At 37.0% G+C, this 24,648-nt stretch carries 20 protein-coding genes; 11 read left to right on the top strand and 9 right to left on the bottom strand.

What is annotated here, in order from left to right:
• Nucleotides 1-58: 58 nt before the first annotated feature.
• The 4 genes from ASU31_RS21010 (at nt 59) to ASU31_RS20995 (ending at nt 5,765) form a co-directional block, all read left to right on the top strand.
• A complete protein-coding gene (locus tag ASU31_RS21010; protein WP_167346222.1) occupies nt 59-2,050 on the top strand; it encodes a ComEC/Rec2 family competence protein in 1,992 nt (663 codons plus the stop codon).
• A 1-nt stretch (nt 2,051) separates the two neighbouring features.
• Nucleotides 2,052-2,828 (top strand): enoyl-CoA hydratase/isomerase family protein, encoded by a 777-nt coding sequence (locus ASU31_RS21005; protein ID WP_057934232.1) that lies wholly within the window; start codon nt 2,052-2,054, stop codon nt 2,826-2,828.
• A 22-nt stretch (nt 2,829-2,850) separates the two neighbouring features.
• Nucleotides 2,851-3,498, top strand: coding sequence for a DUF4412 domain-containing protein (locus ASU31_RS21000; protein ID WP_057934231.1), 648 nt, complete (start codon nt 2,851-2,853; stop codon nt 3,496-3,498).
• Nucleotides 3,499-3,596: 98 nt separating this feature from the next.
• Nucleotides 3,597-5,765, top strand: a complete 2,169-nt coding sequence (locus ASU31_RS20995) for a S9 family peptidase (protein ID WP_057934230.1) — start codon at nt 3,597-3,599, stop codon at nt 5,763-5,765.
• Between the two features lie 283 nt (nt 5,766-6,048).
• Here the strand turns inward: ASU31_RS20995 and ASU31_RS20990 are convergent, their stop codons facing one another.
• Complete coding sequence (locus tag ASU31_RS20990) at nt 6,049-6,756, bottom strand: DUF3307 domain-containing protein (RefSeq protein ID WP_057934229.1); 708 nt, start codon at nt 6,754-6,756, stop codon at nt 6,049-6,051.
• Nucleotides 6,756-7,367, bottom strand: coding sequence for a SatD family protein (locus tag ASU31_RS20985; RefSeq protein ID WP_057934228.1), 612 nt, complete (start codon nt 7,365-7,367; stop codon nt 6,756-6,758). The genes ASU31_RS20990 and ASU31_RS20985 overlap by 1 nt, the downstream gene beginning before the upstream one ends.
• A gap of 155 nt (nt 7,368-7,522) precedes the next feature.
• Here ASU31_RS20985 and ASU31_RS20980 point away from each other — a divergent pair, with 155 nt between their 5' ends.
• From ASU31_RS20980 to pdeM, 4 genes are all read left to right on the top strand, one after another.
• A complete protein-coding gene (locus tag ASU31_RS20980; RefSeq protein ID WP_057934227.1) occupies nt 7,523-8,551 on the top strand; it encodes a ligase-associated DNA damage response exonuclease in 1,029 nt (342 codons plus the stop codon).
• 2 nt (nt 8,552-8,553) lie between these two features.
• On the top strand, nt 8,554-10,143 hold the full coding sequence (locus tag ASU31_RS20975) for an ATP-dependent DNA ligase (RefSeq protein WP_057934226.1): 1,590 nt from the start codon (nt 8,554-8,556) through the stop codon (nt 10,141-10,143).
• A 282-nt stretch (nt 10,144-10,425) separates the two neighbouring features.
• Nucleotides 10,426-12,903: a ligase-associated DNA damage response DEXH box helicase gene (locus tag ASU31_RS20970; protein ID WP_057934225.1), complete on the top strand. Its 2,478-nt coding sequence runs from the start codon at nt 10,426-10,428 to the stop codon at nt 12,901-12,903.
• 72 nt (nt 12,904-12,975) lie between these two features.
• The gene (gene pdeM / locus ASU31_RS20965) at nt 12,976-13,614 is read left to right on the top strand and encodes a ligase-associated DNA damage response endonuclease PdeM (RefSeq protein ID WP_057934224.1); all 639 of its coding nucleotides are present in this window, start codon (nt 12,976-12,978) and stop codon (nt 13,612-13,614) included.
• Here pdeM and trxA read toward each other — a convergent pair.
• The 5 genes from trxA to ASU31_RS20940 all read right to left on the bottom strand — a co-directional run bounded on the left by trxA (nt 13,611) and on the right by ASU31_RS20940 (nt 20,009).
• On the bottom strand, nt 13,611-13,907 hold the full coding sequence (gene trxA, locus ASU31_RS20960) for a thioredoxin (protein WP_057934223.1): 297 nt from the start codon (nt 13,905-13,907) through the stop codon (nt 13,611-13,613). The genes pdeM and trxA overlap by 4 nt on opposite strands.
• A gap of 192 nt (nt 13,908-14,099) precedes the next feature.
• Nucleotides 14,100-14,714 (bottom strand): hypothetical protein, encoded by a 615-nt coding sequence (locus tag ASU31_RS20955; protein WP_057934222.1) that lies wholly within the window; start codon nt 14,712-14,714, stop codon nt 14,100-14,102.
• A 67-nt stretch (nt 14,715-14,781) separates the two neighbouring features.
• Complete coding sequence (locus ASU31_RS20950) at nt 14,782-16,134, bottom strand: dihydrolipoamide acetyltransferase family protein (protein WP_057934221.1); 1,353 nt, start codon at nt 16,132-16,134, stop codon at nt 14,782-14,784.
• A gap of 56 nt (nt 16,135-16,190) precedes the next feature.
• Nucleotides 16,191-17,435 carry a competence/damage-inducible protein A gene (locus tag ASU31_RS20945; RefSeq protein ID WP_057934220.1) on the bottom strand — a complete coding sequence of 415 codons (1,245 nt, stop codon included), beginning with the start codon at nt 17,433-17,435 and terminating at the stop codon, nt 16,191-16,193.
• A gap of 3 nt (nt 17,436-17,438) precedes the next feature.
• Entirely contained in the window at nt 17,439-20,009 is a 2,571-nt protein-coding gene (locus ASU31_RS20940; protein WP_245224580.1) for a putative LPS assembly protein LptD, read from the bottom strand.
• A 164-nt stretch (nt 20,010-20,173) separates the two neighbouring features.
• Between ASU31_RS20940 and ASU31_RS20935 the strand changes: the two genes are divergently transcribed.
• The 3 genes from ASU31_RS20935 to ASU31_RS20925 all read left to right on the top strand — a co-directional run bounded on the left by ASU31_RS20935 (nt 20,174) and on the right by ASU31_RS20925 (nt 22,948).
• On the top strand, nt 20,174-21,037 hold the full coding sequence (locus ASU31_RS20935) for an N-acetylmuramoyl-L-alanine amidase family protein (protein ID WP_057934238.1): 864 nt from the start codon (nt 20,174-20,176) through the stop codon (nt 21,035-21,037).
• 12 nt (nt 21,038-21,049) lie between these two features.
• Nucleotides 21,050-21,826, top strand: coding sequence for an N-acetylmuramoyl-L-alanine amidase family protein (locus ASU31_RS20930; RefSeq protein ID WP_057934218.1), 777 nt, complete (start codon nt 21,050-21,052; stop codon nt 21,824-21,826).
• A 168-nt stretch (nt 21,827-21,994) separates the two neighbouring features.
• Nucleotides 21,995-22,948: an MlaD family protein gene (locus ASU31_RS20925; RefSeq protein WP_057934217.1), complete on the top strand. Its 954-nt coding sequence runs from the start codon at nt 21,995-21,997 to the stop codon at nt 22,946-22,948.
• 329 nt (nt 22,949-23,277) lie between these two features.
• On the opposite strand, the gene ASU31_RS20920 is transcribed toward ASU31_RS20925, so the two are convergent.
• Together ASU31_RS20920 and ASU31_RS20915 are read right to left on the bottom strand one after the other, a co-directional pair.
• Nucleotides 23,278-24,183, bottom strand: coding sequence for a ribonuclease Z (locus ASU31_RS20920; protein ID WP_057934216.1), 906 nt, complete (start codon nt 24,181-24,183; stop codon nt 23,278-23,280).
• A 69-nt stretch (nt 24,184-24,252) separates the two neighbouring features.
• Nucleotides 24,253-24,630, bottom strand: a complete 378-nt coding sequence (locus ASU31_RS20915; protein ID WP_029275133.1) for an STAS domain-containing protein — start codon at nt 24,628-24,630, stop codon at nt 24,253-24,255.
• Nucleotides 24,631-24,648 lie beyond the last annotated feature (18 nt).

The following is a 24,648-nucleotide window of genomic DNA, read 5'->3' as shown; positions in this document are numbered from 1 at the left end:
TCCTTTTCTTCTAGGTATCTGCGTTTTTTATTTTTTTCCAAAAAGCTTATATATTCAATTGTGGGCCTCAGTCCTACTTGTTGTTTTACTGAGCATTTTATTGTTGAATATTACTTATAAAAGATTAAATGTATACCGTTACAAGGGAGCTATTGGTATTTTAATTTTTATACTTTTTATTAGTCTTGGCGGTTTACTTTGCTTGCTCCATAACGAAAGTTTAAACCAAAATTACTTTGCAAAAACGCAGTGCAGCTATTTAAAAGTTTGGGTGAACAATGAACCTCAGAAAAGTAGCAATATCATACGTTTTAAAGCAAAGGTAGTATCGGGATATCAAAAAGACAGACAGATCAGATTATCGGGGCAGATGCTTCTTACCGTAAAATTAGATAGTTTAAAGCCGATTAAATTAAAGTATGGCGACGAAATCATGATCCCAGCTACATATACCGAAATAGAGCCTCCATATAATCCTGCAGAATTTGATTTTAAAGCCTGGCTGGGCAGTCAGGATATTTATCATCAGGCTTTTATAGATCAGGATCATATCGTTAGTAACCAAAATAACATTGGTAATTTCATTATAAAGATGGCTTTAAACTTAAGAGAAAAGCAGGTAGCAAAATACCGAAGCTTGATTAAAGGTGACGAAGCTTTTGCCGTGGCCTCTACCCTTATTTTAGGCTACCGTGCTGATTTAAGCAAAGAAATTTTATCGGCCTATTCTAAAACCGGAACTATTCATGCTTTATCTGTATCAGGAGCACATGTAGCCATCATTTATGTCGTTTTAGATTTTCTGTTCTTCTTTTTGAACAAGAATCGGTCGCTAAGGATTGTGAAACTGTTGTTAATCTGTACTTTGATTTGGGGATATGCTTTGTTAACAGGATTATCACCTTCTGTGGTCCGCTCGGCTGTAATGATCAGCATTTTAATTACAGCTAAAGTTTTATCGAAGAAAACCAACAGTTATAATGTTTTGGCCTTTTCAGCATTTTGTCAGCTGGTTTACAACCCATTTTTAATTTTGGATGTTGGGTTTCAGCTTTCCTATCTGGCTGTATTCGGACTAATTTATCTTCAACCTAAAATTTATAGCCTACTTTATATTGATCATATTTGGCTAGATAAGTTATGGCGTTTCACAGCTATGTCTTTAGCCGCACAAGTGGTCACGTTTCCATTAAGTATTTATTATTTTCATCAATTCCCACTTTATTTTCTTTTTGCGAATCTTTTTATCACCATCCCCTTGGTGTTAATGATGTATTTAGGAATTGCAGTATTAATTCCGGCATTCAGGTTTTTAGCGCCGGTTTTAGAATGGATAATAAATTTTACAAATGCCATATTAAAATGGATAGCCAGTTTACCATATGCTAGCTTTTCATCAATATGGATTAATTTGCCTGAATTTGTATTGTTGAGTCTATCGCTCGGATTGTTTATTTATGCCTTGGTGAAATATAACAAACGATTTTTGTTCTCTTCTTTAATGTTATTTGTTTGCTATCAACTTTTGGTTGTACATAATGATCTAAACGCCTTTCATCAAAATAAAATTATTTTCTTTTCACTGAGGAAAAACTATGCTGCTGCTTTTATTAATGGAAAAGAGGCTGTTTTAGTTTCGGATTTAAGCGCTGAAGATAAAAATTATAATTTTTCTGTTGTGCCGGCATTAACGCAATTACAGGTAGACAAAATACATTTTATTAGTTTTAACAAAGATACTGTTTTAGGGCATTTGGTATTAAAGAACAGCCAAATTGCCTTTTTTAATTATAAGGTACTGCTGATTGATGAAAACCTGAACGATAAAAATATAAACGGAAATGCTACCTTTTCAAGTATCTGGTTAAGTGGGAATACTAAATTTAATTTAGCCAGAATGGGGCTTGATATAAAATATAAAACTGCAATAATCGATGCTACTAATAAAGATTATAAAATTCAGATCTTTAAGAAGCATATGGAGAATAATGATATAGATGTACATGTTTTAAAGAAAAATAAAGCATATTTGGTGCAACTAACCCAATAACATGGAAAATCTGGTTTTATATCAGGTTGCTGAAAGAATAGCAACGATAACTATCAATAGGCCCGAAAAAAGAAATGCGCTAAACCCTCAACTTATCGCTGAATTAACTTCCGCATTTATAACAGCATCAGAAGATGACCTGGTAAAGGTGGTAATATTGAAAGCAAATGGCGATACTTTTAGTGCTGGTGCCGATTTAGCCTATCTTCAGCAATTGCAGCACAATACATTTGAAGAAAACGTAGCCGATTCTAATCATCTAAAAAAACTCTTTACAACCATTTATTATTTACCAAAAGTCGTTATTGCACAAGTAGAAGGTCATGCCATTGCCGGCGGCTGTGGTTTAGCCACGATATGTGATATTGTTTTTGCTACTCCTGAAAGTAATTTTGGTTATACTGAAGTGAAAATTGGTTTTGTACCTGCTATTGTTTCTTGTTTTTTAAAACAAAAGGTGAGCGAATCCATCGTCAAGGAAATTTTGCTAACTGGAAAAATCTTTTCTGCTGAGCAGGCATTGAAATATAATTTGATAAATTTTGTAACAAATTCATCCGATATTCATCAAATAGTAAGAGAATTTGCACTAAGTTTGTGTAGCGGGAGCTCTGGTAATTCGTTAATGATTACTAAACAATTGATTACGCAAACAACCAACCCCCTATTGGAAAAATGCTTAGAAACTGCGGTACAGATAAATGCCCGTGTAAGAGAGAGTGAAGATTTTAAAAAAGGAATCTCTTCATTTTTAAACAAAGAAAAAATTAATTGGTAAAAAACTAAACTGAAATAAAAACATGTTCAAATCAATCAAAACTAGTGTTATAGCTTTAATCTTAGTAAGTACTGCTATAATTGCCCATGCACAAAAGAAAATTGCTGAAGGTACTTTGGTATTTGCAGTAACTGCTAATGGTACAACAACCGATGTTAAAACTAAATTTAATGGTAACTTAACCAAAATAGAAATTGAAAATGGCCCCGCCATGGTTAACATCATTTCAAATACGGCAGATAAAACCGGATTATTATTAATTGACGTCCCGGTAGCTCAAAAACAGTTTGCGGTAAAGGTGAGCAAAGCAGAAACAGAAGCACAAGAAGCTTTATTGCCAAAATATTCTGATTATAAAGCAACTGGTGAAAAACAGACAATTGCCGGATTTAGTGCTGAAAAATATACCTACAAAGATGACAAAGGTGGAGCTCATGAATTATGGGCAACAAAAGATATTGATATTGTTTCGATTACCAATGGTGGTTTCTTTAAAGGTTTGGGTGCACTTCCTGTAAAATATTCGGCAGTAATTAATGGCGTAAATTCAGATCTGCTTCTAAAATCTCTTTCTGAAGCTAAAGTAGGTGCCATTAGCACTGAAATTCCTACTGGTTACGATGTAGTAACTATGGAAGAATTGAAAGCCATGCAAGGTGGTGGTGAATAATTAACCAATTCCAGATAATTTACAGCTTTTTAACTGCAGGCTTTTTATTTAAATTAGCCCGAAAGTTGAAAAGCTTTTTTTATGTCCAAAAACTATATATGATTAAAAGATTATTATTAAGATTATCAATTGCTTGTATAGCATTATGTGCGCTAATTGATGCAAAAGCTCAAAATATTAACTGGGCAAAAGACGGTAACTCCTATTATCAGAATATTGGTGGCGAAATCGTTTCAATAACACTTCCTAAAAACGACCGAAAAACCGTTATATCAAGGGGATTATTAACACCTGCCGGAAAAAATGATGCTATTACAGTAAGAAGTTTCCAGTTATCGGATGATGGTTCGAAGGCACTAATCTACACCAATAGTAAAAAAGTTTGGCGTTACGATACACGTGGAGATTATTGGTTGGCAGATTTAACATCCAATAAAATCACTCAAATTGGAAAAGATAGACCAGCTTCATCACTAATGTTTGCTAAATTATCGCCTGATGGTAGTAAGGTTGCTTATGTAAGCAAACATAACCTGTATGTAGAAAATATCGATGGAACTGGTGCAAAAGCCTTAACCACTGATGGTACAGACCGAATGATTAATGGTACTTTCGACTGGGTTTATGAAGAAGAGTTTGATTGCCGTGATGGTTTTAGATGGAGTCCGGACGGCAAATCTATTGCTTATTGGCAGCTTGATGCAACGAAGATCAAAAATTTCTTAATGATCAATAATACAGATTCTATTTATCCGTACACCATTCCTGTAGAATATCCGAAAGTGGGCGAAAATCCGTCGGCTTGCAAAGTTGGTGTGGTTGATATTGCAACAGCCAAAACGAACTGGTTAAATGTTCCTGGAGATAATATTCAACACTATATTCCACGTATGCAGTGGGTACCTAACAGTAATGACATTATTTTGCAACAACTTAACCGCGAGCAAAACGAAAGCATAGTATTTATCTGTAATGCAGGTACAGGATCGGCAAAAGCAGTTTATACCGAAAAAGCTAAAGCCTGGATTGATGCACAAGATGAGTGGAAATGGTTAAATGATAATAAAGAGTTTACCATTGTATCTGAAAAGGATGGCTGGAACCACCTGTATAGAATCAGTTTGGATGGAAAAAAAGAAACACTGGTTACGAAAGGCAATTATGATGTGATTGATGTAAAATTGATCGATGTAAAAAACAACATGGTCTATTTTCTGGCATCACCAATAAATGCCACTCAGAAATATCTATTTAAAACCAAATTAGATGGAAAAGGTAAATTAGAACAGGTTACACCTTCGGTTTTACCAGGAACACATAATTACGATATTTCTCCAAATGCTGCTTTTGCGCGCCATTCATATAACAGTTCGCTTGTTGAGCCAATTACAGAGTGGATGAACTTTACTACCGGGAATCCATTTACAATGGACGGGAGCATTACTACACAATTAGCTAAGCAAGCGGCAACTAAAAACAAAGTTGAGTTTTTTAAAGTAACTACTGAAGATGGTATTGAAATGGACGGTTGGATGAAAAAACCTGATAATTTTAATCCGGATAAGAAATACCCTGTAGTATTTTATGTTTATGGTGAGCCTGCTTCAGCTACAGCATTAGATACTTATGGTGCAGGGAGAAACCGTTTGTATGCCGGTGATATGGCCAAAGATGGTTATATCTATATTTCAATGGATAATAGAGGTGCCCCTCTTCCAAAAGGGAGTACATGGCGCAAAAGTATTTATAAAAACATTGGAGTGATCAATATCCGCGATCAGGCGATGGCCGCTAAAAAACTTTTGGCTACTAATGCCTTTATGGATAAAGACCGTGTTGCTGTTTGGGGCTGGAGTGGTGGCGGTTCATCTACTTTAAACCTGATGTTCCAATATCCAGAAATTTATAAAACAGGTATCGCAATTGCAGCGGTTGGTAATCAATTAACCTACGATAATGTTTATCAGGAGCGTTATATGGGTACTCCTTTCCCAAGTAAAGAGGCTTATATTAAGGGCTCTCCGATTACTTATGCTAAAAACTTAAAGGGTAATTTATTGTATATCCATGGTACTGGCGATGATAATGTGCATTACCAAAATGCCGAAATGCTGATTAACGAATTAATTAAAAACGGAAAGGTTTTTCAATTGATGAGTTATCCAAACCGTACCCACAGTATCTCCGAGGGCGAAGGAACCGGCAAACATTTATCCCTAACTTACACTAAGTTTTTAAAAGAAAACTGCCCTCCGGGAGCAAGATAGAAAAATTTAAAAGCAGCTTTCGGGCTGCTTTTTTTATTCAATTTTAACCATGTAAGAAATGTAAGGGCATTTCAGCTTATGTTTCCTTAAATGCCTTATATGGTCAAAATATTTATTTAACCATTGAAATATAAGGTAAGGAACCTTAAAATTGGCTTGGTCATACAAGCTTATAACGGTTTTTTTATTGAAGTTACGTAATCTATATTGATCGTGTTGCGCCTAATCTTTTCTTTTTGCTACAGTTTAAGATGATAAACAAGGCATAGAATGTTGAAGAGGTCTAAATAAACATTTGAATCAGCATAGCCGTTACAATGGCTATTCCAAAGCTTAATAGAGTTCCGATCAGTACGTATTCAGTTAATTTAAGGTCGTGTGCCTCTTTTAAATCGCCAAACCGAAATATGGATTTGGCTGCAAGTAAAAAGCCAACAGCTTCGAAATGATTGGTTAATATAAATAAGAAAATCAGCACTCTTTCCAGTATCCCGATATATTTACCTGCATTTTGTAGTGACTGCGGGCTGTCTGGTTGATTATCAGGGAGCCATTTGGCAATAATTACCCGCATCACAATAGATGTAGGCATCGTTAGAAATAAAGCTCCTGAAATTAAAACCCAGGTTTTGGTTTCATTAAAAAAACTGATATTTAAACTTCCCTTATAAAAAAAATGCCACAGTACTACTATCGAAGTAAAATGCAGAACCTGGTCAACAAAAAACAGTATACGTGCATTTTTTTTAGTCTGAAAGATCGATTTTAAAGCGTCAATCACGAAATGAAGCACCCCTATTGACAGTGCTAACCTCCAAACGCCAAAGTTTAAGAAAATAAGGAAGATCAAAACTATATGGATGGCCACATGCCAATAGAGCTTTATTGATCTTAATTTTTTCCTTTCTTTATCTTTTACCCAGGCATTTGGCTGTAAAAAGAAATCTCCAATTAAATGAACAAGAATGAGCTTGATTAAATAGATATCCATTATTTTAAAATCATTTGTTTCAATTTTTTACGGTAAAGTCTGTCCATTTCCATAATTTCAGTATAATGTGCACGCTTTAAAGCTTCGCTTACTGATGATTGCGTTCGGCCCGAAATAGCCGCCAGTTCGCTTTGTAACAGGTTATTGTTCTCTAAGGCAAGTTTTACCATTTCGGCAGCTACAACTCCCCAGCTATCCATTGATATTAGCGAAAGCTTAATTAAGACATTAATTTCCTCATCAAAATCAGCAGAATCGGTTTTAATGGCTAAATTAACCTTAGCCTGTTTTAAACTGTCAAATGCCGCTCCTGAATTTACAAAAGCATCTCCGCTTGATTCTGAAAGTTTTTTCCGTTTGTTTTTGATATCTCCAATTCCAATGCCCATCCTAACATCTGCAGGTTTATTTACCCTGATAGATGCTTTTAAATAAGCAGCAGTCCTGATGGCATTTTCTGGCTCAACTTCTACCTGAAAACTATCCCCCCGGTAAATCTCCCACTTATTATTCTGATCGGAAACAATTTTTAAAGCGGTTTTTAAGCTTAATAACCAGCTATCTTTAATCTTCCTTGAGCCTACAATATCACCTGTTATAATGCAAATCATACTACAATATCGAACTTATTATTCATATTTCAAAACTAATATCGGCTAATTAGCCGATATTTCCATTTATCGGGTAATTAGCCGATATTTTAAATTATCGGGCATTTAGCCGATATTTACCTAAAACTAATCAATAAATTTATTGTTTAGTAGCTATGGCATTAATAGAATTCACCAAAAGAGGAATTTACTGTAAGCAGGGCGATTTTTATATAGACCCCTGGTGGCCTGTAGATTATGCGGTTACAACGCATGGACATAGCGATCATGTGCGTTTTGGAAATAAATATTACCTCTGCCATACCTTAACCAAGCCTATCATCAAACGCAGAATCAGCGAAGATTTGAACGTAGAAACATTGGAATATGGAGAAAGCATTATCCGCAATGGGGTGAATATTTCATTTTTTCCTGCCGGACATATTATCGGATCTGCGCAGGTACGTTTAGCTTATAAAGGTGAAATTTGTGTAATCTCTGGTGATTATAAAATTGAAGATGATGGCATTACCACACCCTTCGAGCCTGTAAAGTGCCATTTTTTTGTTTCTGAGAGCACTTTTGGTTTACCTGTTTACAAATGGCAAAAGCAGGAAGTTGTTTTTAACGGCATTAAGAATTGGGTGAGCGATAATATTATACAGCAAAAAACAAGTGTATTAATTGCCTATAGTTTAGGCAAAGCACAACGTTTGATTAAAAATTTGGCTGGCGATACTCCTATTTATGTACATAACAGTATTGCTAATTTGAATGAAGTGATTATTGATGCAGGTGTAAAGCTTCCAAAAACCATCAGAATTACTCCGGAAACTACTAAGGATGAATTACAGAAAGGTATTGTAATTGTACCACCTGCCATGAGGGATAGCCGGTGGATCAAAAATTTAACTCAGCCCGTAACAGGTATTTGTTCTGGTTGGATGCAGGTGCGGGCACACCGCCGTTGGCAAAGTGCTGATGCCGGCTTTGCGCTGAGTGATCATGCTGATTGGCCTGGCTTAATGGAAGCTATTACTGCAACCGGAGCGGAAAAAGTATATGTTACGCATGGTTTTACAGCTGCCTTTAGTCGGTTTTTAAACGATGCAGGTATAGAAGCTGCTGAAGTATTAACCAGGTTTGGGCAAGAAGATGATGAAGAAAGTAAAGTGGATTTAGTTGATCAAAACGAAAATAAATAACGATGAAACGTTTTGCCCAATTAATCCAACAGCTCGAACTGAGCAATAAAACCAACGATAAAATTGCAGCATTGGTTAATTATTTTAACCATGCCGATGATAAAGATAAGGTGTGGGTTATCGCATTGTTTACAGGTAAAAAACCTAAAAGACCAATTAAATCAGCCCTACTTAAATATTGGGCCATAAACATTACCGAAACACCAGAATGGTTATTTGCCGAAAGTTATGCCAATGTTGGCGATTTAAGCGAAACCATCGCCCTGTTATTGCCGCCTGCCGAAAACACCTCAGATTTTCAATTGCATAAATGGGTTGAAGATTTGCACGATCTGGAAGGTAAAGATGATGAAACTAAAAAAGAATTTATTCTGAGCGCATGGAATAAACTCGAAACGCAGGAACGTTTTATTTTTAACAAATTGATTTCTGGAAATTTCAGGATTGGTGTTTCCAATAAAATGCTCGTGAATGCGCTGGCTAAACAAAGCAGTTTAGATAGCGCCCAGATTATGCATAGCATTATGGGGAAATGGAATCCTTATGAAATTACTTTTCACGAACTGATAAATGGTATCCATGTGAATACCGATAATTCCTGGCCATATCCCTTTTGCCTCGCTTATGCCTTAGAGCAGGAGCCCGAAAAACTGGGTGATATTTCTGAATGGCAGGCTGAATGGAAATGGGATGGTATTCGCGGGCAGATTGTAAAGCGGAATGGAGAACTCTTTATCTGGAGCCGTGGCGAAGAACTGGTTACAGAACAATTCCCCGAATTGCATTTTATGATTGATGCTTTGCCTGATGGTGTGGTTTTAGATGGCGAAATACTGGCTGTGCAAGATAAACAGGTTTTATCATTCAGTACGCTGCAACAACGTTTAAACCGCAAAACGATTAGTAAAAAACAATTGGAAGATGCGCCTATTGGATTTTTTGTTTATGATATTTTAGAATATGAAGGCAAGGATTTTAGAGAAGAACCTTTAAGTCTAAGACGAAAAATACTCGAGGGGTTAATTGGTGGTTTAGCTGAAAGTCCGGTGATGATATCTCCGGTAATCAATTGCCATTCGTGGGAAGAATTAGCCAAGTTAAGACAAACTTCGCGCTCGATTAACAGCGAAGGAATTATGCTTAAAAAGTTGACTTCTCATTATCACAGTGGGCGAAAAAGAGGCGACTGGTGGAAGTGGAAAATCAATCCATATACGGTTGATGCGGTAATGATTTATGCGCAAAAAGGAAGTGGCAGAAGGGCTAATTTCTTCACCGATTATACCTTTGCTGTTCGCGATGGAGAAAATTTAGTCACGATTGCAAAAGCCTATTCAGGCTTAACGGATAAAGAAATTAAAGAAGTAAATGCCTTTGTAACCCGTAATGCAATTGAGAAATTTGGGCCGGTACGTACCGTAAAACCCGAACTGGTTTTCGAAATCGCATTTGAGGGAATTGCTGAAAGTAAAAGGCATAAAGCAGGTTTAGCTTTACGTTTCCCACGTATATTGCGATGGAGAAAAGATAAAAAAGCTGAGGAAATTAATACTTTGGAAGATTTGAGGCAGTTGCTGCAATCCACTTTGTAATGAGATTCCATGGTCTGTGTCCTCACAGACCATGGCGATCATAATTCGAAAATTTCGGTCTGTGAGGACACAGACCGAGGAAATAGGTTTAGCTTTACTTAGGTTTGCCCCACGATTTTAAACCCGACAGCAGCGGTACCCTTTTTTGTTATTGATAAATTAACATTTAACGGTAATTACAAAAAAGGTAAAGCGAATGGCGGGACTGCCGTAACCGAAGCATTACTGTTATTGCTTTTCAAAAAATAATTAGAAAACCATCAAAAGCAGCGATATTTAAGCATGGACCAAACCAAAACCAAAGGTTATAAAAAGATAAAAGCCTGGCTAAAGGCCAATAAACGCAAGCCTTTTCAGTTTCAGGAAGATGCCTGGCAGTATTATTTGGATGGTTACAGCGGTTTGGTAAATGCACCAACAGGTTTCGGAAAAACATTTTCTTTATTTTTAGCCGTAGTGATTGAGGCCTTAAATGCAACTGAAGCCAATAATAAAAAAGCGAAAGACCGTTTACAATTAATCTGGATTACCCCACTCCGCTCTTTGGCTAAAGATATTGCAAGGGCCATGCGCGAAACCTTATTGGAGCTGGAGTTGGATTGGCACGTTGGTGTGCGTAATGGTGATACCTCTCAGGCAGAAAAATTACAGCAGAAAAAATCGATGCCTGAAATTTTGTTGATTACACCAGAAAGCCTGCACTTGTTACTGGCGCAAAAAGGTGCCTCAACTTTGTTCAAAAATCTTAAATGTATTGTTGCTGATGAATGGCATGAGCTTTTGGGTAGCAAACGGGGAGTGTTGGTGGAGTTGGCGGTATCTCGGATTAGGGGCTTACAAAAGTTAGAGAAAAACCAGTTTTTAAGGATTTGGGGAATTTCGGCTACCATTGGTAATATTGAAGAGGCACTGGATGTACTCGAGCCCAATATGGAGGCCAAACGGATTATTGTTAAAGCTGATTTAGAGAAGAAAATTTTGATTAAGTCGATTTTGCCCGATGATATAGAAACATTGCCCTGGGCTGGGCACTTGGGTTTAAAGCTGGCCTATAAACTTTTACCGATTATTGAAAAAAGTAAAACCACTTTAATTTTTATCAATACCCGCGGACAATCGGAAATGTGGTATCAGCATTTGTTGAATATCGAACCAGAACTTGCCGGAAGGATTGCCATACACCATGGGTCGATAGATTTTGAGCTTCGTAACTGGATTGAAGATGCATTACATACCGGGCAGCTTAAAGCTGTTATTGCTACTTCATCGTTAGATTTGGGTGTAGATTTTAAACCTGTTGATACTGTTGTTCAGGTAGGATCGCCAAAGGGTGTTGCCCGGTTTTTGCAAAGGGCGGGCCGCTCTGGCCACTCCCCTCACGAAACCTCTAAAATATATTTTTTACCTACCCATGCCTTAGAACTGGTAGAAGCAGCAGCGATTAAAGAAGCAGCTAAAACCAACAATATAGAGAGCCGTGAGCCTTTTATCATGGTATTTGATACTTTGGTTCAATATTTGGTTACACTGGCCATAGGCGACGGATTTGATGATAAGATCATTTACGAAGAGATTAAGAATACCCATGCTTTTAAACTGATCCTCCCTGAAGAATGGACCTGGGTAATGCAATTTATTACCTCAGGAGGAGACAGTTTAAGTGCCTACACCGAATTTAAGAAAGTGGTTAAGGACGAAGATGGGCTATGGAAAGTAAAGAGCAGACAATTGGCTATGCGACACCGGTTGCATATTGGAACAATTGTAAGTGATGCAATGTTAAAGGTTAAATTCATTTCCGGTGGTTACATCGGAATGGTTGAAGAATATTTTGTTACCCGGTTAAAAGCTGGTGATAATTTCCGTCTGGCTGGCAGGGTTTTAGAATTTATCCAGGTAAAAGATATGACTGTTGTGGTGAGGGTAAGTAAACAGAAAAATGCTATCTCTCCAAGCTGGAATGGTGGCCGCTTACCCCTTTCTTCTAATTTAGGGTCAGTTTTACGGAAGAAATACAATGAAGCATTGGATAAAACACATCAGGATGAAGAATTGGATGCTGTGTATCCGCTGTTTCTACTGCAGGAAAAACGTTCTCATGTACCCAAAAATGATGAGTTACTGATCGAACTCATCAATAATAAAGAAGGTTTCCATCTCTTTGCCTATCCATTTGAAGGGCGTTTGGTACATGAGGTTTTGGCGGCACTGGTTGCTTATCGTTTAAGTAAATTGTTGCCGATCAGTTTTTCTATTGCCATGAACGATTATGGCTTTGAACTTTTGAGTGAAACAGAAATTCCCATGGACGAATCGATTGCCTACGAGGTTTTTTCGCCTGTAAATTTAACTGAAGACATTACACTGAGCATCAATTCAACTGAAATGGCCAGACGGAAATTTAGAGATATTGCCTGTATTTCCGGACTCGTTTTTCAGGGTTACCCTGGTAAATATGTAGCCAATAAGCACCTCCAGTCATCTGCTGGTTTGTTTTTTAATGTTTTTAGCGATTATGACAAACATAATTTACTTTTGCGACAGGCATACGATGAAGTTTTTTACCAACAACTGGAAGAGCCAAGATTGGCGGCAGCGTTGGATCGAATTCAGCATGGAGCAATTGTAATCACCAATCCTAAAAGTTTTACACCGCTGTCCTTCCCGATTAAGGTAGATAGTCTGCGTGAAAATATGAGCTCAGAAGAATTGGAACAACGGATTATACGGATGAAAGCGGAATCGGAGAAAATTAGATAGATACATCTTATTGGCTTAGTCGAAGTTTAAAAGATCCTTCGACAGGCTCAGGATGACAATAATGCGAAATAAATGAACATTACAAGCCAGGGTGAAGAACTGATTTTAGATAAAGAAAGGGCTTTGTTTTTACCTAAACATCAGCTATTAGCCATAAGCGATCTGCATCTGGGTAAATCTGCTCACTTTCGTCAGGCCGGTTTGCAAGTACCTGCTACCATTGCCCAAACAGATCTTCAGCGCTTAAGTTTATTGATCAAACAATACCATCCTAAAACATTGCTAATTAATGGAGATATGTTTCATCATGGTTTAAATACCGATATTGATGAATTTTCTGTATGGAGAAAACAATACCAGGAACTTAATTTTCTATTGGTAAAAGGGAACCACGATAGGCTTTCGGACGCCAATTATGCTGCAATGAATATCGAATTACATGAACCTAGTTTTTGCCTGGGGCCATTTTGCTTTATTCATGATGCTCCAAATTGTACTGAGGAAGAATTATATCCCATCAGCGGCCATATCCATCCAGGTGTAACCATTGTGGGCAAAGCCAAGCAAAGATTAAAATTTCCATGTTTTTATTTTGGTAAAGACTACGCCATTTTGCCCGCTTTTAGTTTATTTACCGGACTTTATACGGTTTATCCAAAAGCAAATGAACGCATTTTTGCAGTAACGCCTAAAAGTGTGGTAGAAGTTTAAGCGTGGGCATCAATTACCTGTTTCAACTGCGATGCCTGTAAAACACCACTTTGCCTCCACACCTGTTTTCCGTTTTTAAAAAGAATTAAAGTAGGTACGCCCTGAATATTAAAGGAAGAAGCAGCTGGTTGATTCTTATCAATATCTACTTTAATGATAGAAACAGCATCGCCAACCTGAGATTTTAACTGCTCCAAAATGGGCTTCATCATTTTACAAGGACCACACCATTCGGCAAAAAAATCAACAAGAACAGGTTTGTCACCGTTAATTAAATCTGAAAACTTAGCCATGATATTTGTCTTTATTTAGAAACAACGATAAACTGGATTGGTTTTTAACGAAAAATCGTCATTTCGAACGAAGTGCAACATAGTTGAGAACCACGTAGTGCTCAGCGAAGCTAAATCTATAATAGATCTCTCTCCCGAACATTCGGGACTATGCTTCAGTCGAGATGACGAATTGATTGATTAATTATTCAATTAAGCGCTTATCGGCAGTTCTGCAGCTAAGGCAGCAACCCAACTTTCAAATAAAGCTTTTTCGATTTTGATTACTTCAGCTGCATGATTTTCCCAGTCATCAGAAAAACTAACCAGTTGGTTCATCATTTCTTCCAGGTGACCTTCTTCTTCTAATATAATCGACTTAACATTTACCTTGCTTTTTGCTTGATCTAAAACCGCTTGATAAATTGGATACAGTTCATCGGCACGCACTTCAATCGCATAAGTAACAAATAAATAGGCCGCGAATTTTAAATCGTAACCAGAAAGATTAAATACCGATTTTAAATAGCGACAAACAGCAATATCCAAAGCATGCAAATAGTACTTTGTATGATTTGGAGATAACAACTCGGCATTGGTGTAGGTTTTACAAAGTGCCCCGTCAATCTTCGAAATCTGCTTTTTTAAATAATAAGCATGGCGGTGCTCTTCTGCAGCGTGTTTAAGAATAATCAGGTTTACATTTTCTTTATGCTCTGAAGCTGAAATCTTCTTTGCACCTGCATTTTCCATGTAAGATAGCGTATTTAACCATTTGGCATGCAATACGTTATCTGAAACTATCGATTTTAAATTTGAAGCTAACATTTTTGATTGTTAAACTGGTAAATTGTTGATACTAAACCAACTGAAAACTGGTAATTATATAAACTGACTAAATTTCTCTGTTCAGATCCCAGCTTTCTAAATAATCTGCTACTCTACGCACAAACATTCCCCCTAAAGAGCCATCTACAACCCTGTGGTCATAAGATAAAGACAAGAACATCATATGTCTGATCGCAATTACATCACCATGTTCGGTTTCTAAAACAGCTGGTTTCTTTTTAATGGCGCCTACTGCTAAAATAGCCACCTGAGGCTGGTTAATAATCGGTGTACCCATTACATTGCCGAAACTACCTACATTGGTTAATGTAAAAGTGCCTCCTTGCGTTTCATCAGGCTTTAATTTAGAGTTTCGCGCTCTTGCAGCTAAATCATTAACAGCTTTTGTTAAGCCAACTAAATTTAACTGATCGGCATTTCTAATTACAGGAACGATTAGGTTTCCACTTGGTAAAGCGGCAGCCATACCAATATTGATATCACGTTTTTTGATAATCTGTGTACCGTTAACCGAAACATTGATCATCGGAAAATCTTTTATGGCTTTGGCAACGGCCTCCACAAATATTGGAGTAAAGGTTATTTTTTCGCTTTCACGCTTTTCGAAGCTATTTTTTACTTTATTGCGCCATAAAACCATATTGGTTACGTCGGCTTCAACAAACGAAGTTACATGCGGTGAAGTTGTTTTACTCATTACCATATGATCGGCAATCAGTTTACGCATTCTATCCATTTCAATAATTTCGTCGCCACCACTAACACTGGTTGTCGATGTTTTATTCACAACTGGCGCCGCTGAACTTACTTTATTTTCAGCCGTTTGGTTTGTTGGTGGAATAGGTGCTGTGATAGTAACTGTTTGAGTTAATATCGGTTCTCCACCATTTTTCTTAACAATATAATCTAATAGATCATCTTTATTTAACCGTCCGTCAGCACCTGAGCCTTTAATGGTATCAAGCTCAGCTAAGGAGATATTTTCTTGTGCAGCAATACTTTTAACCAGAGGAGAATAAAAGCGGTCAGACGAGCTGAAATCAGTTGCTATGGGAGTGTTTTCTGAAGGTAGTTGTGCGATTCCAGGAATAGTCTCAATTTTTTCTTCAGCTATTGGTTTTTCCGCAACCGGAGCTTCTATTGTTGAGGTTTCTCCACCTTCAGTTTCAATAATGGCAATTACATCGCCCACCTGCGCAACTTCATCTGCAGCAAATAACTGTTTTACCAATTTACCGGCAACCGGAGAAGGAACTTCAGAATCTACCTTATCAGTAGCGATTTCCAGAATGGTATCATCTAAATCAATAGAATCGCCTGGTTGTTTTACCCATTTAATCACCGTTGCTTCCGCAACACTTTCACCCATTTTTGGTAACAATAGTTCGTATTGAGCCATATTAAATTACAGTATTTTATATTGGTAATGCTACAAAAATACAGTTTTTATTCTTTCTAAACTGTTTCTTTAAGGAGATTTAATAACATGGCCAGTGCCGATGCTGCAGAACGTTCGATGTTTTGAATGCGTTTGTTGCTGAAATTAAACAACTTAGCTACAGTTTTGTGTTTTGAAGAAATTGCGATCCATACCGTGCCAACCGGTTTGTCTTCAGTTCCGCCATCTGGGCCGGCAATGCCACTAACCGCAATAGCATAATCTGTTTTGAAATGTTTAATTGCACCTTCAGCCATTTCTGTAACGGTTTGTTCGCTCACGGCGCCAAAGGTATTTAACGTACTTTCTTTTACACCAAGAATAGATTCTTTAAGTTCGTAGGCATAGGCTACTGCCCCACCCCAATAAACCGAAGAAGAACCTGGGTGCTGCGTAATCAGATGTGCTATGTATCCCCCCGTACAGCTTTCTGCCGTAGATAAAGTTAAACCCTTACTTTTCATGAGGTTCAGGATCGCTTTTTCCAAGGGAATATCTTCATCAGTTACTACAAACTTATTTACCTTTGAAATGATCTGTTTGGCGTAAATCTCAACCTCTTTGTGTAATGCTGTTTCGTTATCGCCTTTGGCCGATAAGCGCAAACGTACCTGTCCTAATTTGGGCAGATAAGCCAATTTGATGTGTGCTGGCAAACTGTCTTCAATTTCCTCGATCTCTTTGGCCAGGAATGATTCGCCTATATTTGCTGTAAGAATGGTTTTATGAACAATAAACGGCAGCTTAAATCTGCTCGTAATTCTAGGTAGAATTTCGTCATCCATCAGGTACATCATCTCGTAAGGCACACCTGGCATCGATACAAAAATGGTGTCTTTTTGTTCAAACCACATGCAAGGCGCTGTACCATTTTTGTTTACAATAACCTCACAACCATCCGGAACATCAGCTTGCTGAATATTAATATCCAATAAAGGGCGTTTGTATTTTTCGAAAATCTGACGAACCATTTCCAGTGCTCCGGGATCATTGCGAAAGCCCATATTGAAATACTTTGCCAAGGTTTTCTTGGTAATATCATCTTTGGTCGGGCCTAATCCACCGGTAATTAAAACAATATCTGCACGTTTTTCAGCAAGTTCGAGGGCTTCAATAATATGTTGCTCATCATCAGAAACTGAAGTAATCTGCTTAACGGAGACACCAATTAAATTTAACTGTTTAGCCATCCAGGCAGAATTGGTATCAACGATTTGGCCAATGAGAATCTCATCACCAATGGTAATAATTTCGGCTAGCATAATTTATTGGTAAGTGCTGTAAAAACCTTGTCTTTTGCTCAATTTCAAATCCTGTAATATCGATGCCTTAACTTTTATGGTAACAGAATAACTTTTGTATGCACCGTACGGAACCCAGTTTACACTCATGTCCCAGCAATGTAAATCGCGGTAAATAGCTAAATTCATTGGGGTTAAGCCATTGTTCTTAAAATCGTAACCGGAGTTAAAAGTAACCTTCCACTTTGGTGTTAAGTTAACATCGCCATTAAAGTTTAGTGTATTTGAAATTGTATTGTTGTTTCCGTCGTTCGAATATTGAAAACTGTAAGAGAAAGAGAAATTCCAGGGAATGTTAAAATCAACGAAAGCATTTGGATCACGACTTATAGCCGCCAATTGTTCCGATTGTATATCGGTCAACCCTTTTTTATTGGCGGCTTCACCTAATTTATCATTAGCCTCGTTTTTACGTTTAAGTGCCTCCGGATTTAGACTATAATCGAATGAGAAACCAAAGTTGGTTAAACGTGGTAGTAATTTGTTCTTTTGGAAAAATAAACGATCCTCTCTTATTTTAATGGTTTGGCCGTTAACCGTTGTGTCTTTTAAAGCATATGGATCTAATGTTCCATTATAATTTATACCCAATTTATCGGTAAACTGCGACCGGCCACTAAAACCAATGGTTGATAATTTATAAGAAGGGGCCAGGAAATTGTATGAACCACTAAAACTCAAACCTTGAATAATCGGGATCTTTTTTGATCCTGTTCCGGTCGTATCGTTTTTATTCCTCACCTTCAGTTCTACGGTATTATCCAACCCAAAACCAATGGATGCATTAGGGCCGCCAAAAGAGCCTGGCTGGGCCATACCATCAAAAATGGAATATTTTAAAGGTTGGCCACTAGTATAAATTTGATTGCCATTTTGGTCTATTGCAGGTCTAAAAGGCCCCGCTCCTGCTTTGGTAAAATCAGGAGAGTAAGAGAAGGAAACATTTGGAGTCATTACATGCCTCAGCGCCTGAATTTTGCCAGCTGGATTAAAATCTCTTCTGCCATAAATTTTGGTCGACATACTAGTTGATAGGCTATAGCTGCCCGCTCTTTTAAACCCACTGAGGGTATCTTCTCTAAAAGTATAGGTATTATCGGCAAATTGCGTATATCTTCTATTTACACTCTGGAAATTCCAAACCTCATTATAGGTGCCACCCAGACTAAAGTTTAAATATTTTAACGCAGTAAAAGACATATTTACCGGAATACTATGTGAAAACCCACTTCTTAATCGCTTTAAACCATCATTTTGGAACAATAAACTATCAAAAGTGTCTATTCTGTTGGTTCCCTGTAAGCTATAGCCAACCGTTATTTTTTCATACCATTTTTGTTCACCAACAGCATCTTTAGGTCGAAATGGGTTAAATGTAGGTACGTTGAATGTCATTTCGGGCAACCTTAACGATATCGCTCTTGTACTTAAAGTCTGATCACTGGATGCGGCCAAAGAGAAATTCATCCCGTTCGAATAAGCCTTCGCATAACTGATACTACTACTTGTTGAGTTGGTTGCGATGGTATTAATGTCGTAAGTAGTACCTGCTGCAGTATTTTTATAGTATCCCCTTTTTCCTGTCGATACCAATCTCACGCTGGCACTAAATGTGGTACCTGGATTGGCATTCGCATTTTGACTATGGCTCCAATTGATACTAAAGTTTTTGGTCGGGTTTCTAAAAGCTTCAGTGCCTTCTAAACCATCTTTAAAACTAGAGTAAGCTAAGTTAATGTTACCGTTGTATTTATATCTTTTAGTGTAGTTACTTAACAAGCTTGTTTCATAAGAGCCATTGGTATAAATAGATCCTAAAAGTTTAGCATCCCAGTAATCGTTTAATCCTAGGTAATAACCACCATTTTGCAAGAAAAACCCCCTAGTAGCATCTTCGCCTGGCGTGGGAAGGATTACACCTGATGTTCGTTTGTTAGGTTTTGGGAAAAATGCAAATGGTAGCCCCAGAAAAGTGGGGATATCTTCGATAATCATATAAACAGGTCCGGTAATAATCTGTTTCTCTGTTACCACCCCTTTAGAAATCATTAATCCAAAATGCGGGTGTGGAAGATTACAGGTACTGTACATTACATTTTTAATGTGTAACTCATCATCTATTTGCTTTTTACTCTGCCCACCAGAGAAGAAACCTCCCTCTTGTTCAGAAAAAACACCATATACTTTAGCCCGGGTTGTTTCTGAATTGTAAAAAATAGAATCGGCTATGGCTGTTCCATCAGCACCCGATTTAAAGATTGGTTTTCCGGTATATCTACCAGTTTTCGGATCTTTAATACCACGTGCAAATATGGAATTTTGCTTTTTATCGTATTTTATATAAGCCGCATCTAGCTCAAAATCACCGTATACAACCCTTGCGTTTCCGTATAAATAGACAATGCTTTTATCGGCACTCATTTTTACCGAATCCTCCGCTTTGTATTCTACTTTCTGGTCGATACTGCTATTATTTTTACCTGTCTTTTTAGTCGTATCCTTTTTGGTTGTGTCTTGCTGGATGATTTGTTGCAATGAAAAATGAGAAAATGCGTTAGCTTTACCAACAACAAGTGTTAATAAAATGACAGATATTAGTAAAATAGAGCTCTTAAGAAGTTTCAAATTCGTATTTGAATGTTATTTTTGCACAAATGTTTAATCAAAAACGTTCAAAATTAGTGAAAAATATACCATTGATGTATCTTAAATCCATTTTAACAATTATTATTTATTTAGTGTTATCAAATTCAATTGATAATCAGCTGTTTGCGCAAGAATATAAAATTAAAACAATTGTGATCGATGCCGGTCACGGTGGTAAAGATGGTGCAACCCACGGTGTGTATTCGAAGGAAAAAGATGTGGCACTTAAAACTGCATTGAACCTTGGCCGGGCACTTCAAGATAGTTTGAAAGATATCAAAGTTATTTATACCCGAGAGTCGGATGTATTTATTCCTTTATACGAGCGTATCAATATTGCAAATAACGCAAAGGCCGATTTATTTATTTCTATACACTTAAATGATATGCCGGTTAGGGTATCGAGAGTGGTAGATTATTACAAAAAAGTAAGAGGCAGAAAAGTACCTGTTTATAGAACTGTTACTTCTAAAAGCACTTCAACGAGGGGAACAGAAACCTTCGTATCGGGAACTCGCCGTTTAGGTGAACAGGACGAGGTGATCAAACGTGAAAATGCATCGATGTTTCTGGAAGAGAATTATCAGAAAAACTATGAGGGATTTATTGCGAACACGCCTGAGAGTGACATCATGTTATCGTTAATGAAACAAACCAATAGAGATAGGAGTTTAAAGTTTGCTTCGATGCTTCAACAAGAATATGTTAATGCAGGCCGCATCAACAGAGGTGTGCAAGAGAAAAGCCTTGCGGTATTGGCCCGTGCAGCTATGCCTGCAGTGTTAACAGAAATTGGTTTTGTGAGTAATCCAGATGAAGAAGATTACATGAATTCTCCTGAAGGACAAAATGAAATTGTAAGCGGAATTATTAAAGCAATTAAAAATTATAAACGTATAGCTGAAACATCATTTTAATATCCCTCATGCATGAAGATTAAACTTCTGATCACAATACTTTTATTTTCGTTACTAATTGTTGAGAAAGCACCTGCTCAAGGTTATAAGATCAAAACAATTGTTATTGACCCTGGTCATGGCGGCAGAAAACCAGGAGCCTCTGGTAGTTTTTCGAAAGAAAAAGATGTTTCGTTAAAGGTTGCATTAAAATTAGGCGCATTGTTAAAGGAGCAAATGCCAGATGTTAAGATAATTTTCACACGCAAAACAGATATAGATGTTGATTTGTACAGGCGGGCAGAAATAGCGAACGAAGCTAATGCAGATCTTTTTATATCGGTACACTGTAATTCAATGCCTCCAGGCAACAAGCATATCAAAGGAGTAGAAACATTGGTTGCGGGGTCGCACCGGTTAAAAGAACAGGATGCTGCCATACGTGAGAACGCCGATATTAAATTGGAAAAGAACTACAAAAGTAAGTACGATGGATATGATCCAAGTAACCCGAGTAGTTTTATTCTTTTATCGCTTTTAAAAAATGCCTTTAGAGACAAAAGCATTAATTTTGCCAAATTAATACAGAACAGTTATATTAAGCGGGATGAGCGATTAAGCCGCGGTGTTAAAGAGCAGGGCGTTTTGGTACTGCAACGTTGTGGTATGCCTGCCGTTTTAACAGAAGTAGGTTTTATCTCGAATACAGAGGAAGAAAAATATATTAATTCGCAAAATGGACAAAACGAAATCGCCAATTCTATTTTGGAAGCAATAAAAACATACAAAAAAAATATTGAGGTTAAATAAGTGGCATTATAAATGATAGTTATTTTACCTTTGGAGAAAATATAAAACAGATACCAAACAAATAGTGCAGCCTTTGTGTATTTATAGGGTTTAGCACAAGAATTAATTACGCTCTAACAAGTGAAGAAAAGATACCTTCGGCACTTGTAGCCATTAAATAAAACACTCATGAAGATTAAGAACGAAACCAAAGTAGGTATTTTAGCTGCATTTGCCATTGCTTTATTGATAATTGGATATAATTTTTTAAAAGGAAATTCAATTTTCTCAAATGAAACTACATTATATGCAAAATATACCAGGGTTGATGGTTTAAGTGTATCAAAACCTATCCTGATTAATGGTTATCAGATTGGCCGGGTGGCCAAATTGGAGCTGCAGCCAGATGGTAGTATTATTGCAACCTTAAGTGTAAACAGCAAATATGAAATTCCCATAAATAGTATTGCCCGTTTAGAGGGTACAGACCTTTTAGGTAGTAAGGCCATTGTAATGTCATTAGGTAATTCAAAAAAGATGGCTGAAGATGGTTACACCTTAAACGCAAATGTAGAAAAGGGCTTAATGGAACAGGTACAGCCGGTTCAAAAGAAAGCAGAATTGATTATCGGTAAAATGGATTCTATTTTAAGTAGTGTGAACTCAATTCTGAACCCTAACTTCCAGAAAAACGTTGATAAAAGCTTTAACAGTATAGCCGGTACATTGGCTTCGTTAGAAACTACGTCGAAAAAAGTTGATGGTTTAGTAGGTTCAGAAAGTGCGCGTATTGCAGCGATTTTTAAAAACGTTGAAGGTATTACGGCCAACCTAAATAACAATAATCAAAAAATCAGCGATATCTTAACCAATATTAATACGGTTACCGATAAGTTTGCCGCAGCTAATTTTAAACAAACCTTAGATAATGCGAACAATGCTATTGCTGATTTACAAAGCGTAATTTCAGGAATTAAAGATGGAAAAGGCAGTTTAGGTTTATTGTTAAATGATGACAAAATGTATCAGAATTTAAATAATGCTTCAAAAAATCTTGATGAATTGATGATCGATTTAAAAGCTAATCCTAAACGTTATGTGCACTTCTCAGTATTTGGAGGTGGCAATAAAAAAGATAAGTAATTAATTTTTATAAATTCGAAAGCCTTACAGTTTTTAAATTGTAAGGCTTTTTTTATGCTCATAGTTCTAATATGCCTTTTTTTGCCACGGAAGCGCCGATGGCACGGAAAATTGAATGGCTTATTCTTTAGTCATCCTGAGTGCAATGAAGGGTATTTAAATGATGTAAAATGTAAGATGGGATAGAATTAATTTGGCGCCGATTTGCTTTATCCGCGGGAAAATTTCTGCTTAGGTTCCCGCAGATTTAAGAAGATAGATGCAGATTGTATTAAACTTTTGCTTTGCGTATTCCTCTGCGTGCTCTGCGGTAAAAAAGATAAAAATCCCTAAAGATGAAAAGTTCTCCCTTCTACAGCCAGCTCTGTGTTTTCAAAAACAGATTGTGCTTCTTCTAAAAGCATTTGCAAAGTTTTGTAACGTGAAGAAAAATGGCCAATGAGTAATTTCTTCGCGCCATTAATTTTCGCTATTTCTCCTGCCTGTAAAGCGGTAGTGTGATGTGTTTCTTTAGCCCTATCCAATAAATCGTGCATAAAGGTAGCTTCATGATATAAGGTATCGCAATCTTTTATGGTAGCAAAGTAACTTTCATCAAATAAGGTATCGGAGCAATAGGCGTAACATCTTGGTGCATCTGCCTCGGTGGTATAATCTTCACTGCGTAAAATATCGCCATTTGGTAGTTCTACATCAATTCCCTTTTTCAAGGCCGTATAATAAGCCATAGGCACCTCATCTGTCTTGTCCTTAATCAGTTTTCGTTGTCTTTTCTTTTGCTGAAAAATAAAGCCTGTTGTAGGGATACGGTGATTTAAAACAATAGTTTTAACTATCAAATCACTATTCTCGAATATCTGTCTGGACTGATCGGCTTCAATTGGGAAAAACTCAATTGGATACCTTAATACCGTATCAGAATATTTAAACTGAATCTCTAAAATTTCTAATAAAGGTTTGGGGCCAAATATCTGCATAGGTTTTACCCTGCCATTTAAATGCAAGCTGGAAAGCAAGCCTATTAAACCAAAATAATGATCGCCATGTAAGTGGCTGATAAAGATATAATCGATACGGGCAGCCTTAAGGTTGTATTTGGTCAATTGTTGCTGTGTGCCCTCACCACAATCTATTAAATAATATTTTTCATTACAATTTAAAAGCTGTGCCGATGGGTTCCTGTTAAATACAGGAGTAGCAGAACTGCTTCCTAAAATTGTAACTTCAAATTTCATCATGATAAGATATAAAAAGCCTCGTAGATTTTTAGAAACTACGAGGCCGAAATGTTATTTAAATATTTGTTATTTAGCGCCTCTAAACTCTTTTTCCAACTCATCCATAAAGATAAAATCAGTTGCTTCGTCTATTGTATTAACAAACGTTACAGATTGAAATATGTTTGATAATTCGATAATAGACGCCAACTCGTCATTAATTCCGGTTACAATAAATAATCCGCCTGCCGATTTGCAAAGCCTGTCGCCAACCAATAAGCAGCTTAAATCCTGCGCATCACTACACTCCGTGACATGACTTAAATCAACAATTATATTTTGAAATCCCTCTGCGTTGAGCAAATAGAACTCTGATTTCAACCCTGGAGCATTATCGTTTGTAAACTTAGGCTCTTCTAACTTTAAGGTTACATATTTATCGTGTTTATCTACTGAAAATTTCATCTCTCTAATCTTTATTTT

The organism is Pedobacter ginsenosidimutans, assembly GCF_001442625.1.
Classification (GTDB): Bacteria; Bacteroidota; Bacteroidia; order Sphingobacteriales; family Sphingobacteriaceae; genus Pedobacter; species Pedobacter ginsenosidimutans.
Note: the sequence above shows the minus strand (reverse complement) of the source record. Positions and strands in the feature narration are given on the sequence as shown.